We start from the raw sequence: 16,943 nt of genomic DNA, 5'->3' as shown, positions 1-16,943 counted from the left end.
GCCGCTGCAATCGTGACTCAGACCAGTAATTCTGCCGCCAGTTTGGCGACCAGCACGTTCGAAAGTAGTACCGGAATACCCAACAGTTTTTGCAGGAAATCACGGTGACGCTGGTGATAACCGATACAGTCCAGCACTACCACATCTGCCCCCTGTTCCTGCAGCGACAGCGCAGCATCAATCAGCGTCTCATCGCTGGCCAGATACGGGCTGGCAACGGCGAAACAGGGTGGCTGCGTCAGGTTTTTCCACTTGTTGGCCTGCTCCTGAATCTGTTCGGCCACCGGCACCACAATCCCCACCTGATGACCATCGACAATCGCCTCGATCAGCGGCGGGATAATACGGTCCGGCTCCAGCAGTATCGCCTCACTGGCGTACAGTTTGCCGAACTCACCGGTGCATAACAGCAGGATAGTGCTAAACCCCTCATCTTCCAGCTGCAGGATGCGTTTTTGCAAACCGCGCTCCACTTTGCTCGCCGCCAGCGTCACCTGGCTGCCGTCGGTCAGCCTGGAGACCAGCACCTTCTCGCCGTCTGACGGCGCGTACTGCTCAGCAATTTGCCCGGGCGTGAGGCCATCCAGCAGCCCGGAGTGGGCAATCTGTTCTTCGGGCAGGTACTCCAGCAGCAGCGGCATAATATCCGTGCGCGGGGACTGCCCAATCGTCAACGTCACCAGAGAGGGATTCATAAGCTTAATTCCGCGAGCTAAGATGGCTCAGGCTGCCGTACAGCGCCAGCAGGCGCGCATACTCTTCGGCGTCGTAAAACGCGCAGCTGCCCCGTCCGAACTCTTTTGCCACTTCCACCGCGAACTTCACGGCCAGCGCGATATCGACTTCATGGCTGGCGCCGGTACCACAACCGGGAACCACCGACTCGCTACAGATTGCCACCCCCACCACCGGCACATCGGTTGCCGTGGCTGGCTGGAGGATGCTGTTGAGGTGATACACACCGTTGCCGTACGGCGTAATATCCTGCGTGGTGATCGGGAAAGTCACTGCCGGACGGCCGCTGGTCATCTCCATAATGCGCAGTAAGTCTTCCGATACGCGCAGGATATAACCCTGCTTAACCGTCGGCGACAGCGCATACCCTTTGTGGTTGAGGATGCGGTTGCCCTTGGTGGTATCTATGGAAAGAATAGCATCTGTGCCGGGCACCACTTCATTATCGTTCATGGTGACGTCGTCGATCGGCGAGTCCATAAAGTCGACCGGCTCGTGCGGGCGGGTTGGCGCATTCGGGCAGATATGGGTGGTGATGATGACGTCACCCGCCAGAAAATCGCCTTTACGCTGCATCTCGGCCAGCTTCAGCGCACTGCTGACGGCAGCGACCGCACCATCGGCGTCCGACACCATGCCGATACGCGTTGGCCGTGCGCCAATGCCGCCCAGACGGCCGATAATCCCCAGGGTGGGAGCAGTCCCCCCCCGGCTCTTCCCTGCGCTGCCGGCCAGGGTGATGCGCACGAAATCGGTCTGCCCTTTCGGGCCGCTGACGCGCTTAACGCTGGCGCAAACGCCCGGGTAGCCGCTGAACAGATCCGCGACATCCTGCCCGCTGACGCTGGCGCTATCCAGTAGCTCAAAAACCTGCAAAGTCTGCTGCAAACTCATGTTGTTACCTTAATTATCGTTTGGTGCCGCTGCTGAAAAGGGAGTTAAAAAAGCTGTAAAGCGCATCACCGGCAATAAATCCGGCGGCCATCACTTCCATCGGCGTACGCCCGCGATCGCCCCAGATACGGGTGATGATCAGGCGCAGCACGATACCCGTGACCACAGCCCAGCCGGCCATTGCGTTGAAGATCAGCAGGCCGGTCGCCAGCAGAACGCCGAGCTGACGCTTCGGCCCGCCGATCAGCTGGATCACTGCGCCAGGGATCGCCCAGATCAGTAAGTTATGCGCGATACCCGGTTCCGCTCCGGCCTGAATGGTTTTGGCATACACCCGCGCCACCGGCGGGATCAGATCCTGACTAAAAAAGCTGGCATGGGCGAACCACACCACGGGGATCGAGACGACAAAGGCGATCAGCGCGGCAAACAGCTGTATGCGCCGGCCCCACAGCTCCTGCTGCAGATCGCGACCATGCCCGCGCAGCACAAAGCCGGCTTTCAGGTCATAACCCATATCAGCAAACGCCGGTCCGGTGGCGGCGGTGAAGCCGGTAAGCACGCAGAGCGCCAGCGGCGGGAAGCCGATCAGGATACCGATGATCAGGGTGATCAGGGCCACGGCAAAAGCCGGGAACCAGCCGGAGTGCATCGCCGCAATGCCCACCAGCAGCTCGTGAACAAAGGCCGCAAAGGCGGCATAGATGATGAAGGCGAGCAGCATCGGCAGTGACATCTGCGCCCACAGCCCGGCGCTCAGCGCCAGCAGGGCAGCAATCGCCAGGTAGCCCACCGTTCCCAGTCCCAGCGCTTTGCGCACCTCTGTATCCGGGCTGGAGTAAACCGTGGTGTCGCTCTTTTTGCTGCGGATCACCTGTACCACCTGAATCAGCGCCACCAGCCCGGCGCCGACCATCACGCCGTGCGGAATATAGTTAGCGTTGATATCAATTCCGGCAATCGGCTGGGCGTAGGCGCGTAACAGTAAGCCGATGCCAAACATGCTCAGCGCCCAGATATTGCCGATAAACGCGGTACCAAAGGCCGCCATCGGGATTTTCAGCACTGAGCCGACGATGCCGCCGAGCACGCCGACCAGCAGCAGCCAGGCGTGGCTGCCGCCTTTATCGCCCGCTTTAATCGCTTCCGCCGCCGCCACGCCCGGTGGCCATGCATTGCTGGCCGGGAAAACGCGGGTATCAAACAGGCGATACAGCAGGTAAGCATCCAGCAGCATCGCCGCACTGACGCCGACAAACATCGGCAGGATAAGCTGCGGCTGCCCCATAACCCACGGCACGGCAATCGGCATCAGCAGGCTATTCGCGGCGCCGAAGGTGGCAGAAGAGATCGCCGTCTGCGCAAGGTTTTGGGTATGAATCGATCGATAGCGCTGGAAGGCTTTGAAAGGAATACGTGCCAGCAGCATCGCCAGCAGGGCGCCGATAATAGAGGTGTTAGGCGTCACGCCCAGCGTGGTTAACAGCTGCACGCCAATAATGGCGCCGAGCACTGAAAGTAGAAGCAGCACCACAATGGTGCCAGCATCCTTTAAAGGATTATCCTGCCGCATATTTTCCCCGGTAAAGACCCTGTCCGATGGTGATGGAATGATGTTTTTTGCCCGTGGCAAAATAGTCCCCCGATACTGCGGGGGGATATTTTGCTTATTATCACTGGTCTCTGAGGACCTTATTAGAATGTTGTATTATTGACGGTACTGCTAATGCCCTGGTGAGGCGTACTTGATATCCATAAGGGGATATCAGGTGATGATTACACGGTGGCGGAAATAGCCATCGTATTGGCGAGATCGCCATATTTCCCTGCCAGCTGACGCGTGACCATCTGCAGCGCATCCAGCGTGGCGGAGGAGTATGGCGGCTCCTGATTTTGTGAAGGGAACGACAGGCACAGCGCCACGGTTTCTCCCCGATGTTTGTTAGTAATCGTGGTGGCAAGCGAGCTGATGCCCTGCAGGGTCTCATTGCGTGCCAGCGCATAACCCTGTTCACGAATGCGCGCCAGTTCGGCCAGCAGCTGCTCCAGCGTTTGCGGCGAATTAGGGGAACTCACCTGCCAGGCTCCGGCATAGAGCTTGCGCACGAAGTCATCGCTGTAGCGTGCCAGAATGGCGCGGCCGACCGAGGTTTCCGCAGCCGGTAACCGGCTGCCCGGCGGGGTCACTACCTGAATAAACATCCGCCCCTGGAACATACGCATCACCATAATCTCGCGCCCTTCCAGCACCGAGATATAGCCGGTACAGCTGGACTCTGCGGCCAGCCGCGCCATCATGGATGAGGCACCATCGACCAGCGGCGTGGAGAGATAATGGCTGGCCAGCGACAGCAGCATGCGCCCGACATGGAAACAGCGGGTTTCCGCATCGCGCTCCAGCAGCCCTTCGTTTTCCATCGTCGACAACAGGCGCGAAACGGTACTTTTTGGTAACCCTAATGCCTCAACCACATCAGTAAAGGTCAACCCCGGCTGACCCTGAGTCAGGCCGCTGCGGTTAAACAGTTTGAGTACGGCGGAAGCATTTTCAAGCGTGCTCATCGGGTAGTTCCACTATTAGGAACTGTTGTTCCTGTTTCTGATAAATTTAACCTACGGCGCGTACGCCTGGCGGTCAAGGATTAATTTCATTCGGCTTTAAGGGGAGGAAAAAGGATAATCAGGTGCCGCGGGGCGATGAGAATTTATTATCCCTGATGCAGATTAAAAAATAAAAATATATGGCGGGATCCCGGGCGTGACCAGCGAAATATGCTGCGATGCATATTGAGAAAAATTAGCAGAATTGCGGGTAAAGAAATAATTAATAACGCCAGGTGATAGTGTGCCAGCCGCTGGCGTCCCTGCCAGGGCGGAGTGAGGATTACTCTTTTTCAGCATCCTCATAGCGCTCTTTAGCATCCAGCGCCTCCTGATGACTCTCATGCTCGCTGATCAGCGAGTCAGGTTTCGGATGGTCAGAACGCAGCTCATACCAGACAACGGATTTGCCGGGTGCGCCCTTTTCAACCTCTACAATATGTGCTTCGCGTGGATATGGCGGTCTTCCTGGCATACTCATCCCCTCTTGGCTGTCAGAAAAAGCACGCGAAAGAGATCCCTTTCACGGCGTGGCCAGCAAACCGGCCACTGTCAAAGTATAGACAAGCACAGCGCTTTATCGCGCAGGAGGGGGAGAAAAAGGCGAAGTTAACTGGCGCGAGCGAGGGAGAGTGCGCTGACGATCTGGCTGACAACCGCTTCTGGCGACTGCATCGCATCGATAATATGGTGCGCCGCCTGCTGATAAAGCGCATCACGCGCCGCCAGCACTTCGACCATCTCTTCGGCAATCGGGCGCCCGGTCAGCGTCGGGCGCTGTTCGGCTTCCGGGTAGGCTTCCAGCCGCGCCGCCAGCACCGCTGCATCCGCATTAAGATAGACCACCTGCCCCTGCTCGCGCATGAACTGGCGATTCTCTTCGGCCAGCACCATCCCCCCGCCGGTGGCAATCACCGTCCCCGGCTGCGTAACGGCTTTCAGAGCGAGGGTTTCACGACGGCGAAATCCTTCCCACCCTTCGGCGCTGACAATGTCCGATACGCTCTGGCCGCTGGAGAGCTGGAGGTAATGATCGGTGTCGCAGAAAGCGTACCCTAATGCCAGAGCAAGAGCCTGACCCACGGTGGTTTTACCGCAGCCACGTGCGCCGATCAGATAAATGGGTAATGACATAACAGGCACTTCCTTAACGATTCCGACGCGGGTCATCGCGCACCGAGGGGCAAACATTGAAAAACGTTGACGCATGATACCGGACATTATTCACCGGGACCAGCAGTAACGTTTTCTGTACAGCAAGCAGGGAGGAAAACCTCAATAACTCGATGTTTTTAAAATAAAATTACAGTTGTATCATTTACTTTACACTATAAACAAGCCGCGTAAGGGGGTGCAACATTTCCTTACTCCGACAGCATTTACTTTCACCGGCGGATAGTCAGAATTAACCTATCGCCCGTTTTCGGAGGAACCCCATGCAGAGCGAAGAACAACAACTGATCGAAAGCCTGTTTACCCGCTTAAAACAGGCAGAGTCACACTCCGGCCCGCGCGACGCCGCGGCGGAAAAACTGATCCAGCAGCAGGTGCAAGCGCAACCCGGCGCGCCCTACTACATGGCGCAGGCTATCCTGATCCAGGAAGCGGCAATGAAGCAGCTTAACAGCCGGGTGAGTGAGCTGGAAGCGAAGCTGGCACAGGCCCAGCAGCCCCAGCAGAACAGCGGCGGTTTCCTCTCCGGGCTGTTTGGCGGCGGCAGCCGTTCGCAGCCGCAGCCGGTCCAGCAGCCTGCGCAATCAGCGTGGGGAAATGCGCCCGCCCAGCCACAGCAGCAGCCCGCCTATGCCCAGGCGCCCGCGGCCCCTGCTGCCGGGCGTGGTTTTCTTGGCGGCGCCCTGCAAACGGCGGTCGGCGTTGCCGGCGGCGTAGTGATGGCGGATATGCTGACCAGCATGTTCCACCACTCGCAGCCGGAAGAGATTGTAAATATCATTAACGAACCGGCGATGCCGGACCCGCAGTTTGATAATAATCTCGATACCTTTAACGGCGGGGATAATCAGTCCTTCCTCAGCCAGGATAACGGCCTGCAGCAGGATTACGCCAGCGATAACGACTTCAGCAATGATGCGTTTGGCGATGATTTTGATGACGACAACTTTGTCTGACCGCTAACACCCTCTCCCGCCCGGCGGGAGAGGGTCTCGCCACTACTTACGCTGCTGTTGTAACCATTTATCCAGTTCATTGGCAAACTGCTGACGATCGCGCTGGTTGAGCGCCGGCGGCCCACCGGTCTGCACCCCGCTGGCGCGCATGGTATCCATAAAGTCACGCATGGTTAGCCGCTCGCGAATAGTGGCTTCGCTGTAGCGTTCACCGCGCGGATTCAGCGCAATAGCGCCCTTCTCCATCACTTCGGCCGCCAGCGGAATATCGGCGGTGATCACCAGATCGCCCGCTTCCGCACGGCGCACAATTTCGTTGTCGGCCACGTCAAAGCCCGCCGGAACGCGCAGCGTGCGCACAAAGCGCGATGGCGGCACGCTCAGCCCCTGATTCGCCACCAGCGTCACCATCATCTGCTCACGCTCGGCTGCACGGTACAGCACTTCTTTGATCACTTTCGGGCACGCATCGGCATCCACCCAGATTGGCATCGCCATTTCCTTATAATATTGAGTCGGGAATAGCGCGATCTTCCCATTCTTTTGCCGAATGGCAAACTTAATCTGATCCAGTTAAGGTGTGGGGATGGCATCACGCCAACTTCGTAAACAGAATTAGCAGGGAGAATCTCATGGACAAGAAAATTGGCTTCATTGGCTGCGGTAATATGTCGAAGGCGATTATAGCCGGCCTGGTCGCCGCCGGGCAGGTCAGAGCGGAGAATATCTGGGTATTTGACCACAAGCCCGAAACCAACCTGGCGATGCAGAAACAGTATGGCATCACCCCGGCAGAGAGCGCAGCCGAAGTGGCCGGGCAGGCCGATATTCTGTTCGGCGCGGTAAAACCTAATGCGATCCTGTCGGTGATGAAAGATATTGCGGGCAGCCTGAATAAAGAGACGCTGGTGGTTTCGATTGCCGCGGGCGTGACGCTGGACTCGCTGGCCTCGGTGCTTGGCCACGACCGTAAAATCGTGCGCGTTATGCCGAACACCCCCGCGCTGGTCAACGAGGGCATGACCTCGGTCACCCCCAATGTACTGGTGACCAAAGAAGAGGCCGATGTGGTAGTGGAGATTTTTAGCGGCTTCGGTAAAGCGGCGCTGGTACCGGAGTACCTGATCCACGCGGTGGTCGGCGTCAGCGGTTCTGCCCCGGCCTATGTATTTATGTTTATTGAGGCGATGGCCGATGCGGCCGTGCTGGGCGGGATGCCGCGCGCTCAGGCTTACCAGTTTGCCGCACAGGCGGTGAAAGGCGCAGCGGAAATGGTGCTGGAGACCGGCAAGCATCCGGGCGAACTGAAAGATATGGTGTGCTCACCGGGCGGCACCACCATTGAAGCAGTAAGAGTGCTGGAGCAGAAAGGCTTCCGCTCGGCGGTGATGGAAGCGATGCAGCAGTGCATGGCGAAATCCGAGCAGATGAGCAAGCAGTAAAAAAACGCAGCCAGCGGGGTTACCCGCTGGCTGCGCTGTTCAGGCTGAGAGATGCGCCCGGCTGAGCTGCTCCGCCGCGTCCAGCGTCATCGGCTGCTGCATTCGCTGCACCAGTTCGGCGGTAAAGGTATAGCACCCGCAGGAGGCCACCGCCGCCAGCTTGCCTTTCTGCCCGTAAAGCATGACGAACGTTTTATCGCTTAACGAGCCGATCAGCCGCTCTTCATCCCATTTTTCCGCATGACCAAGATATTCGTAGCGCGTGCCAAACTGGGCCGTCCAGAAGAAGGGGACGCGGTCAAATGCCTCGCCGGCACCCAGCATATTTTTGGCAGCAATCCTTCCCTGCTGCTGCGCCACGCGCCAGTGCTCAATGCGCTGTAGGCCCTCCTCCGCCGGATAGCTGGCGATATCACCTGCCGCCCAGACATTTTTAGCGGCCTGAAGCGCTTCATCGGTTGCCAGACTGCCATCGTCCTGCAGAGCGATATCGTGGATAAAACCGCAGCCCGGCGTAACGCCGGTCGCCAGCACCACCACGCTGCTGGCAATCTGCTGGCCGCTTTTCAGCCGCACGCCGCTGACGTGTCCGTTCTCGGCGGTCAGCTCAGCCACTTCGTCAGTGATAAACTCTACGCCGTTCTGCTGATGCAGATCGCGGAAAAAGCGTGCCAGCTGCTCGCCAAACTGGGCTTTAAACGGCAGCGGCTGCGGGGCGACGATCTGCACCGCGATATCCTGGGCGCGCAGTGCCGACGCCAGCTCCATGCCGATAAAGCTGTTGCCAATAATCACCAGCTTACGCTGCTGCTCCACGGCCTTCATCACCGCGGCGCACTGTTCAATGCTGCGCAGAACGTGAACCCCTGCCAGCGCGTTACCGGGAATGTCGGGGCGCTGAGGAAGACCACCGCTGGCCAGTAGCAGTTTGTCATACTGCAGCGTGCTGCCATCTGCAAAGCGCAGCAGCTGCTGGCGGCTGTCGAGCTGTTCGACATTACCCTGCAACCTTTCTGCATACTGGAAAAAGTCGTCATCGAGCATCGCAGGAACTTCGCTGATTTTCATTTTTCCAGACGGCACAAATTTGGTCAGCGCGGTGCGGTCATAGGGCGCCTCTGATTCGCGGTCCACCAGTACCAGGCGCCCATCAAACCCTTCACGGCGCAGCGTCCAGGCGGCGGCACTGCCCGCCGCGCCCGTCCCCAGAATCACAAAGACCGGCTTGCTGTCACCCGCGCTGAAAGTGGCGAGCGGCGGCATCGGTTGCGGATCCACCTGGATCATGCCGTTCTCCACCCGCACCGGATAGCGTTTCAGATCGCTGAGCGCCAGCGGTTCACACAGCGCACCGTCAAGCAGGGAGAAAGTGGCTTTGTGCCACGGGCAGGTCAGCGTTCCCTGATAGACCGCACCCTCCTCGAGCGGGGCGCCGGAGTGGGGGCACTCGCTCTGATACGCTTTGACCTCATCGCCCTGGCGAATCAGCAAAATGTCGGTGTCGCCAACCGGCGCTTTCAGCGGTTTATTCTCTGCCAGATCTTTTAATACCAGAACGTTTTGATAACTCACCCAGCTCTCCTTTTGCTATATCCACACAAAATGTATCAATATCTTAAGCCTGGCAGGCGGGGGCTCGTTGGCAACTGTTCGAACGATAAGGTATAAAAAAAAACGGCTAACTCACTGGTTAGCCGCCTTTTTTAAATGTTTAACCAAATATGTCGATGCGCCTACATCAGAACGCTCGGAATGATAATCAGCGCAAAAATCAGCACGATCAGCGTGCGCTTGATCCCATAATAGAGCGCGCGGTTGCGCTTTTTCAGGTTCTGCCCGGCATCACGCACCGCGTTAACGTACTTGAAGATGCGGTTGATACCACCCACGCGGTCGTTATCATCATTGGGAGAGGCCGCCGCCGACATCAGCGCCGTGCCAACCCAGTGGTTCACCGCCTGCGCCCAGCGCCACTTCATCGGCCGTTCAATATCGCAGAACAGGATGATACGCGTCTGCTCGCTAGCATTTTGTGCCCAGTGGACATAGGTTTCATCGAAGATCACCGCTTCACCATCGCGCCAGCTGTGTACCTGACCGTCCACATCAATAAAGCAGCGATCGTCATTCGGTGTCTGCAGCCCCAGGTGGTAACGCACCGATCCGGCATAGGGATCGCGATGTTTACCCAGATGGCTTCCGGCAGGCAGCTCGGCAAACATGGCCGCTTTGACCGACGGGATCTGGCTCAGCAGCTCACTGGTCACCGGGCACAGCTCGCGTGCCGAGGGGTGAGCATCGCCATACCATTTCAGATAAAAACGCTTCCAGCCGCGCTTAAAAAAGGTGTTAAAACCGGCATCATTATGCGACTGCGCAGCTTTAATATGGTCCTGAAGGCGCACCGCTTCTTCGCGAATAACCTGCCAGTTATCGGTAATTTTCTGTAATTCGGGGAACGCAGCGTTATCGAAATAGGGCTGTTTCGCAGGCAGTGAGGACAGGCCGGTCATAAACATATTTACCGGTGCCATAAAAGTAGAGTGGTCAAATAGTTGGCGCGACAGCTTTTGTTTAACCACTCCGCGCGAGTGGGCGTAAATCACGCTAATAATAAAGATGCCGATAATGATTAAAGCCACCATACAACGAATCCTTAGGTTGCACGCGACACGATCCAAGACAGTCTGACTGACTCATGAGGGTGTCGAAAAAAAGATCCGAATATTTTAGTGCAAAAATGGGATTTTTCTTAACTCAGCGTGCCGAAAGCAGCAATAAGCGTACTTAACCCGCTGCGGTTTAGGATTAGTTTAGTTAAAGCGCGGGGGAAAATCGGGCGACCGTTCGATCGCCCGCATGAGTTAACTTTTTTTCAGGCAGCTGCTCATAAAGGTTTTACGCTCGTCACCCTTCAACATTTTATCGCCGGCCTGGGCATTACAGGTTTTCATCTTCATCTGTTGCGGCGTCATGCCATCCATTTTGCTGTCCTTCTTCAGGCAGCCGCTCATAAAGGTTTTACGCTCATCCCCTTTCAGGGATTTTTCACCCGCCTGCTGATTACACACCGTCATTTTTTGCTGTTGTGCGGTTTTTTCGGCCGCGCTGGCGTAGCCTGCCGCCGTCAGTGACAGCAGAGCCGCCGCCAGCATTAATTGAACTTTCATGCGTATCCCATCCCATTATTGTTATATCGACACAATAAAGTGTGGCATGAGTTTTGTTTTCGGCGAGGGGTTTTTGCGTAAATTTTAAGGGAAATGAATAAGACGAAGGCTTTATTTCTCGCCCGTTGCCCGCTGCCACAGACCTGTGAGCACCGCGTGCATAAAGAAGATTACTGGCGGGGGTGGTTAAGCAGGCGCTGAATGTAATTTTCCAGCAGTGACATATCTTCAGAAAGCTCAGGTTCGACCGTGACGGACGCGGTCTGCATCGCTTCGGAGATGCTGTCATTGATCTGCTGAAGCTGGCCGCCGTCCATTTTGCGTAACAGTGCAGTGACGACAATCTCAAGCGCTTCGACCTGAGCGACCAGTTCTTTCGATTCCTGCTCTTTTTGCGCCAGTCTGACCAGCAATTCTGCAATGAGGTTTTTCATGCGACTGTCTCAGCAAGTTAAAGCAAGACGGTATCACCAGATTTGAAAAAAGAAAACCTGTATTCGCGTTATTTTTTCGCGACTTAAGCGCAGATCAAAGGGAGGAAAGTTGTTAAATAATGGCGAAACGTTTCGCTCATTGTGACGCGTTATTTTTCGGCTGCTGGCCCTAAAAAAACGGGGGCCAAAACAGGCCCCCGATAAAGTTAGCCGCGCGGGCCGCTGAAACCACCATGAGGTCCGCTGCCGCCGCCAGGTCCGCCCCAGCCGCCACCACCGCCACCGCCGCCCGGAGGCGGGAACAGACATCCACTCAGTGCCGCCACCAGCGCCACAATACTCACTGCTCTAATAATACTCACCATCATCAAACCTCAATACGACGTTAAGGACCCTTTGCGCTGATAGTAAGCGCGGCTCAGGCCCGCCACAATGCAGAATTCTCTGCTTCCACGCGCTATTAACAGGGCGTTTCTACACTTAACGTTTTGCTGTGGTTTTCCTGCCGCAACCCTGCATCAGTGGCAACATTAACGGATTTTCTACAGTGATAAATCTTGCGATCGCTCTCGCATCGCCCCGCCTTTTATCTTTACAAAATCGTCATGCGGCCTCAATGTGAGCGCATAACATTTTAGAGGTTAATCTCATGACAGAACGCGCCCCGCTCTCTCTGCAACAGCTGCTTTCGCAGCGCCATTGGGAAAACCCGGCAGTGACTCAGCTTCACCGCCTGCCCGCCCATCCGCCTTTTGCCAGCTGGCGCAGCGTGGAGTCGGCGCGTGACGAGGAAGTTAGCCCGTCGCTGCATTCGCTCAATGGCGAGTGGTGTTTTAGCTATTTTGCCTGCCCTGAGGCGGTTCCGGATGAGTGGACGCTCGGCGATCTGCCGTCGGCCGACCGCCAGCAGGTTCCTTCCAACTGGCAGCTCTCTGGCTATGACGCCCCGATCTACACCAATGTGCAGTATCCGATTGCGGTCAATCCGCCTTTTGTGCCCTGCGACAACCCGACCGGCTGCTACTCCACCACCTTTGAATGCTCTGCTGAGTGGCTTAGCGGTGGCCAGACGCGCATCATCTTTGACGGCGTCAATTCTGCTTTCTACCTGTGGTGCAACGGTGAGTTTATCGGTTATTCGCAGGACAGCCGCCTGCCCGCAGAGTTTGACCTCAGCCGGGCGCTACACGCCGGGGAAAACCGCCTTGCGGTGCTGGTACTGCGCTGGTGTGACGGAAGCTACCTTGAAGATCAGGATATGTGGCGCATGAGCGGGATTTTCCGCGACGTTAGCCTGCTGCATAAGCCCGCCGTACAGCTCAGCTGCGTGCAGATCGACACGCAGCTGTGCGCCGGCTACCGATCCGCGCAGCTGCAGGTGCTGGCGGTCGCTTCGCTGAATGACGCCAGCGCCTGTCAGGCCCAGGTGACGCTGTGGCGCGGCGAGCAGCTGATTGCGCAGCAGCAGCAGGCGTTTGGCAGCGCGGTGATTGATGAACGCGGGCGCTACCTCGATCGCACCCGGCTGTCGCTACAGGTGGAACAGCCGCTGCTGTGGAGCGCTGAAACTCCGCACCTTTACCGCGCAGTGGTGGCCCTGCTGGATGCCAGCGGTGCGCTGCTGGAAGCCGAAGCTTACGATGTGGGCTTCCGCAAGGTGGAAGTCAGCGGCGGGCTGCTGAAGCTCAACGGCAAGCCGCTGCTGATCCGCGGCACCAACCGTCACGAACATCATCCGCAGCATGGCCAGGTGATGGATGAGGCCACCATGGTCAGAGATATCCTGCTGATGAAGCAGCACAACTTCAACGCGGTGCGCTGCTCTCACTACCCCAACCATCCGCTGTGGTATCGCCTGTGCGATCGCTACGGCCTTTACGTGGTTGATGAGGCCAATATCGAAACGCACGGCATGCAGCCGATGAACCGACTGTCTGACGATCCCAGCTGGTTTAACGCCTTCAGCGAACGCGTCACGCGCATGGTACAGCGCGACCGCAATCACCCCTGCATCATCATCTGGTCGCTGGGCAATGAATCGGGCCACGGCAGCACGCACGACGCGCTCTACCGCTGGATCAAAAGTCACGACCCCAGCCGCCCGGTGCAGTATGAAGGCGGCGGGGCCGACACGGCGGCGACCGATATCCTCTGTCCGATGTACGCGCGCGTCGATCAGGATCAGCCGTTTGATGCCGTTCCCAAATGGTCGATCAAGAAGTGGATCGGCCTGCCGGAAGAGACGCGTCCGCTGATCCTGTGCGAATACGCCCACGCGATGGGCAACAGCTTGGGTGGTTTCGACCGCTACTGGCAGGCGTTTCGTCAGTATCCCCGGCTGCAAGGGGGCTTCGTCTGGGACTGGGTAGACCAGAGCCTGACGCGTACCGATGCCGACGGCCAGCAGTGGCAGGCTTACGGCGGCGATTTCGGCGATACGCCTAACGACCGCCAGTTCTGCATGAACGGGCTGGTTTTCGCCGATCGCACGCCGCATCCGGCGCTGTATGAAGCGCAGCGCGCCCAGCAGTTTTTCCAGTTCACGCTGGAGAGCACGGCCCCGCTGAGCGTGGGTATTCGCAGCGAATATCTGTTCCGTCACAGCGACAACGAGCTGCTGCGCTGGCGTATTGAGCATCAGGGCACCGCGGTGGCTGAAGGAGAAGTGGCCCTCGACCTGGCCGCAGAGGGCAGCACCACGCTGACGCTGGCAGAGCTTCCGCCGCTGGCTGGTGAACTGTGGCTGCGGGTGGAGGTTATCCAGCCGACCGCCACTGCCTGGTCTCCGGCCGGACAGCGGGTCGCGTGGGACGGCTGGCGTCTGCCCGCCGCGCTGACACTCCCACCGCTCCCGGTGACGGGTGAAGTGCCGCGCGTTGAACAGCATGCGCTGCTGACGGAAGTCACGCACGGCGAGCAGTGCTGGCAGTTCAGCCAGGAGAGCGGAGAGCTACTACAGTGGCTGCGCGGCGGCCAGCCTATGCTGCTCTTCCCGCTGCAGGATCTGTTCGCGCGTGCGCCGCTGGATAACGATATCGGCATCAGCGAAGTGACGCGCATCGATCCTCATGCATGGGTAGAGCGCTGGAAACGCGCCGGGCACTATCAGCTGGAGAGCCAGCTCCTGCAGATGCAGGTCGATGCCCTGAGCGATGGCGTGCAGATCCGCACGCTGCACGCCTGGCAGGCTGGCGGGGAACTCTGTTTCCTCAGCCGCAAGTGCTACCGCATTAACCTTCAGGGAGAGATGCAGGTGGAGGTAGAAGTGGATATCGCCGCCGGGCAGCCGCAGCCAGCGCGCATTGGCTTACGCTGCCAGCTGGCCACGGTGACGGAGAGCGTCAGCTGGCTCGGCCTCGGCCCGCATGAGAACTACCCCGACCGCAGGCTCGCCGCCGAGTTCTCACGCTGGACGCTGCCGTTAGAGCAGCTCAGTACCGCGTATGTTTTCCCGGGCGAAAACGGCCTGCGCGGCGGTACGCAGCAGCTGGACTACGGCGACTGGCATCTCAGCGGGGAGTTTCACTTCTCGATCGGCCGTCACAGCATGGAGCAGCTGCGCGACACCTCGCACCGCCACCTGCTGCGCGACGAGCCGGGCAGCTGGCTGATTGTCGATGGTTTCCATATGGGGGTCGGCGGTGATGACTCCTGGAGCCCGAGCGTCAGCCCGGACTTCCTGCTGTCTGCACGCCAGTATCGCTATCAGGTCAGTTTTAAACTCGCGGACTAAGGCGAACTGCCCGGCGTGATTTTGCGCCGGGCGGATTTGCGATAGACCCAAATCAGCTGCACGCTGTTAATCAGCACCACCAGCGCCGTCGCCGCAAATACCCAGCGAAAACCGCCAATCGCCGAGATCCCCGACCCCATCAGCGGCCCCACGACGTTGCCAAGATACATAAACGACTGGTTATAACCAAAGATGCGCCCCGTTACCTGGTCGCTGGAGTAACGCAGCAGCAGCGTCTGTACCGCTGGCATCATTGCACCATCGGCAAAGCCCAGCAGGAAGCGCAGGATCCCCAGCTCAACCGCGCTGTTCGCCCAGGACATGGCGACAAACAGCAGCACCGAGAAGATCAGGGCGGCAAACAGGATGCGTTCCGCGCCAATGCGGTCCCCCAGCTTGCCGAGCGTTGGCGCGGAGAGCAGTGCAGAAACCCCAGGAATAGCCGCAACAACCCCGCTGATAAAGGCAATGTTCTGCACGTTAGGCTCCAGCTCGCGCACGAACAGCGTCAGAATTGGGCTAACTGAACCGTTACACAGCTGGATCACCAGCGTGGTGAAAAACAGGCTAATCATCAGCCCGGGACGGCTGAGGGTATGAAATACCATGCTGCCGCTCAGCTTATTCTCTTTTTTCACCCGCGGCTGGCCGTTCTCTTTAATCAGGAACAGCGTAATCAGGAAACTCACCAGCAGCAGTGCGGAGGTGATCAGGAACACTGCGCGTAAACCCACCCAGTCCGCCAGCAGCCCGCCCATCAGCGGCCCCATTATCACCCCGCAGATTTGTGCCGTGGTCACCATGCTGAGCGCCCAGCCGCTGCGCTCACGCGGCACCTGCCCCGCCACCAGCGCCATCGCATTCGGAATGTAACCGGAGGTCAACCCCATCAGCGCTCGCAGCGCCAGCAGCTGCCAGACACTGGTGACAAACGCCTGCAGCAAAATGACGATACCCATTCCCAGCGAGGCGCGCAGCAGCATCAGCTTGCGGCCTTTACGGTCGGCAAGGCTGCCCCACATCGGTGAGACGATGGCAGAAACGAGGAAGGTAATACTGAAAATCAGGCCGGACCACAGCGTCAGCGCGCTGGGATCGGTGACGCCAAGTTGCTCAACGTAGAGCGGAAGAAAAGGGATAATCTGGCTGATCGCCAGCCCGGTAAATAAACACCCGAACCAGACAGAGATGAGGTTAATCTTCCAGGATTCCATCGTGCTGTGTGAACGACCTGTAGTGGCGAGAAGCGAAACACAAGTGTAACAACACTCACGGCAGGCGTCAGTCACTTATCCAGCGGGCAGCAGCAGAATAGTGTTAGCAAACGACTCTATTGGCGGGGTCAAAACGCAAAAAACCCGCCACGGGGGCGGGTTTTCTTTACTTCGAACTAAGTTCTGTTACCGCCGGAGCGGAAAGAGGACTTAGGCAACAGTTACGTTAGCAGCTGCTGGGCCTTTCTGGCCGTTTTCGATAGTAAAGTTAACTTTCTGGCCTTCTTCCAGGGTTTTGAAACCTGAATCCTGGATTGCAGAGAAGTGTACGAACACATCTTTGCTGCCGTCAGTTGGGGAAATGAAGCCGAAACCTTTCTCAGCGTTAAACCATTTTACTAAACCAGTCTGGGACATGGGTCTTTCCTTCAAAATTGTAGTAAGCCACAGTGGGCACAGGGTTCGTCAACAGGGATTACTATGAGGCACTCAGAAGGAAGTCAGGAAGAAGCTTGAAATAACGCTTGAACTGAAGACTGCTTTACTAAAATTGCTCGCATACGTGGGTCTGTATCAAAACCGACAGGTGCA

General features: G+C 57.8%; 17 protein-coding genes. 3 read left to right on the top strand and 14 right to left on the bottom strand.

Going from position 1 to position 16,943, the window contains the following annotated elements; translation table 11 throughout:
• Window positions 1-17 precede the first annotated feature (17 nt).
• The 6 genes from QLG07_RS13620 to aroL form a co-directional block, all read right to left on the bottom strand.
• Entirely contained in the window at window positions 18-695 is a 678-nt protein-coding gene (locus QLG07_RS13620) for an AroM family protein (RefSeq protein ID WP_048916995.1), read from the bottom strand.
• Between the two features lie 4 nt (window positions 696-699).
• A complete protein-coding gene (locus QLG07_RS13615; protein ID WP_048916996.1) occupies window positions 700-1,629 on the bottom strand; it encodes a DUF1177 domain-containing protein in 930 nt (309 codons plus the stop codon).
• A 13-nt stretch (window positions 1,630-1,642) separates the two neighbouring features.
• A complete protein-coding gene (locus tag QLG07_RS13610) occupies window positions 1,643-3,202 on the bottom strand; it encodes an OPT/YSL family transporter (protein WP_282469436.1) in 1,560 nt (519 codons plus the stop codon).
• A 203-nt stretch (window positions 3,203-3,405) separates the two neighbouring features.
• Entirely contained in the window at window positions 3,406-4,191 is a 786-nt protein-coding gene (locus tag QLG07_RS13605; protein ID WP_191150344.1) for an IclR family transcriptional regulator, read from the bottom strand.
• A gap of 322 nt (window positions 4,192-4,513) precedes the next feature.
• On the bottom strand, window positions 4,514-4,705 hold the full coding sequence (locus tag QLG07_RS13600; protein WP_048916999.1) for a YaiA family protein: 192 nt from the start codon (window positions 4,703-4,705) through the stop codon (window positions 4,514-4,516).
• A gap of 134 nt (window positions 4,706-4,839) precedes the next feature.
• Window positions 4,840-5,364, bottom strand: coding sequence for a shikimate kinase AroL (gene aroL, locus QLG07_RS13595; protein WP_282469435.1), 525 nt, complete (start codon window positions 5,362-5,364; stop codon window positions 4,840-4,842).
• 302 nt (window positions 5,365-5,666) lie between these two features.
• On the opposite strand from aroL, the gene QLG07_RS13590 reads away from it, so the two are divergent.
• Window positions 5,667-6,359: a DUF2076 domain-containing protein gene (locus tag QLG07_RS13590; protein ID WP_187498934.1), complete on the top strand. Its 693-nt coding sequence runs from the start codon at window positions 5,667-5,669 to the stop codon at window positions 6,357-6,359.
• A gap of 42 nt (window positions 6,360-6,401) precedes the next feature.
• Here QLG07_RS13590 and QLG07_RS13585 read toward each other — a convergent pair whose 3' ends face one another.
• The gene (locus QLG07_RS13585; RefSeq protein ID WP_048917002.1) at window positions 6,402-6,851 is read right to left on the bottom strand and encodes a YaiI/YqxD family protein; all 450 of its coding nucleotides are present in this window, start codon (window positions 6,849-6,851) and stop codon (window positions 6,402-6,404) included.
• Window positions 6,852-6,991: 140 nt separating this feature from the next.
• On the opposite strand from QLG07_RS13585, the gene proC reads away from it, so the two are divergent.
• Window positions 6,992-7,801, top strand: coding sequence for a pyrroline-5-carboxylate reductase (gene proC, locus QLG07_RS13580; RefSeq protein WP_282469434.1), 810 nt, complete (start codon window positions 6,992-6,994; stop codon window positions 7,799-7,801).
• Window positions 7,802-7,840: 39 nt separating this feature from the next.
• Here proC and QLG07_RS13575 read toward each other — a convergent pair whose 3' ends face one another.
• From QLG07_RS13575 to QLG07_RS13555, 5 genes are all read right to left on the bottom strand, one after another.
• Window positions 7,841-9,373: an FAD-dependent oxidoreductase gene (locus QLG07_RS13575; protein WP_253538516.1), complete on the bottom strand. Its 1,533-nt coding sequence runs from the start codon at window positions 9,371-9,373 to the stop codon at window positions 7,841-7,843.
• A gap of 161 nt (window positions 9,374-9,534) precedes the next feature.
• On the bottom strand, window positions 9,535-10,446 hold the full coding sequence (gene lpxO / locus QLG07_RS13570) for a lipid A hydroxylase LpxO (RefSeq protein ID WP_048917005.1): 912 nt from the start codon (window positions 10,444-10,446) through the stop codon (window positions 9,535-9,537).
• A 219-nt stretch (window positions 10,447-10,665) separates the two neighbouring features.
• Entirely contained in the window at window positions 10,666-10,971 is a 306-nt protein-coding gene (locus QLG07_RS13565; RefSeq protein ID WP_282469433.1) for a PsiF family protein, read from the bottom strand.
• A gap of 170 nt (window positions 10,972-11,141) precedes the next feature.
• On the bottom strand, window positions 11,142-11,405 hold the full coding sequence (iraP, locus tag QLG07_RS13560) for an anti-adapter protein IraP (RefSeq protein WP_099753604.1): 264 nt from the start codon (window positions 11,403-11,405) through the stop codon (window positions 11,142-11,144).
• Between the two features lie 206 nt (window positions 11,406-11,611).
• Window positions 11,612-11,770, bottom strand: a complete 159-nt coding sequence (locus QLG07_RS13555; RefSeq protein ID WP_282469432.1) for a hypothetical protein — start codon at window positions 11,768-11,770, stop codon at window positions 11,612-11,614.
• 284 nt (window positions 11,771-12,054) lie between these two features.
• Between QLG07_RS13555 and QLG07_RS13550 the strand changes: the two genes are divergently transcribed.
• Entirely contained in the window at window positions 12,055-15,138 is a 3,084-nt protein-coding gene (locus tag QLG07_RS13550; RefSeq protein WP_282469431.1) for a beta-galactosidase, read from the top strand.
• Here the strand turns inward: QLG07_RS13550 and QLG07_RS13545 are convergent.
• Both QLG07_RS13545 and QLG07_RS13540 read right to left on the bottom strand, forming a co-directional pair.
• Window positions 15,135-16,352, bottom strand: a complete 1,218-nt coding sequence (locus QLG07_RS13545) for a multidrug efflux MFS transporter (protein ID WP_048917008.1) — start codon at window positions 16,350-16,352, stop codon at window positions 15,135-15,137. The two genes, QLG07_RS13550 and QLG07_RS13545, sit on opposite strands and share 4 nt — an antisense overlap.
• A 210-nt stretch (window positions 16,353-16,562) precedes the next feature.
• A complete protein-coding gene (locus tag QLG07_RS13540; protein ID WP_048917009.1) occupies window positions 16,563-16,769 on the bottom strand; it encodes a cold-shock protein in 207 nt (68 codons plus the stop codon).
• Window positions 16,770-16,943 lie beyond the last annotated feature (174 nt).

The sequence above is a fragment of the Erwinia sp. V90_4 genome, assembly GCF_029967685.1.
GTDB classification, from domain to species: domain Bacteria; phylum Pseudomonadota; class Gammaproteobacteria; order Enterobacterales; family Enterobacteriaceae; genus Erwinia; species Erwinia aphidicola.
The sequence above is the reverse complement of the archived record's forward strand: the minus strand, read 5'-3'. Positions and strand labels throughout refer to the sequence as shown.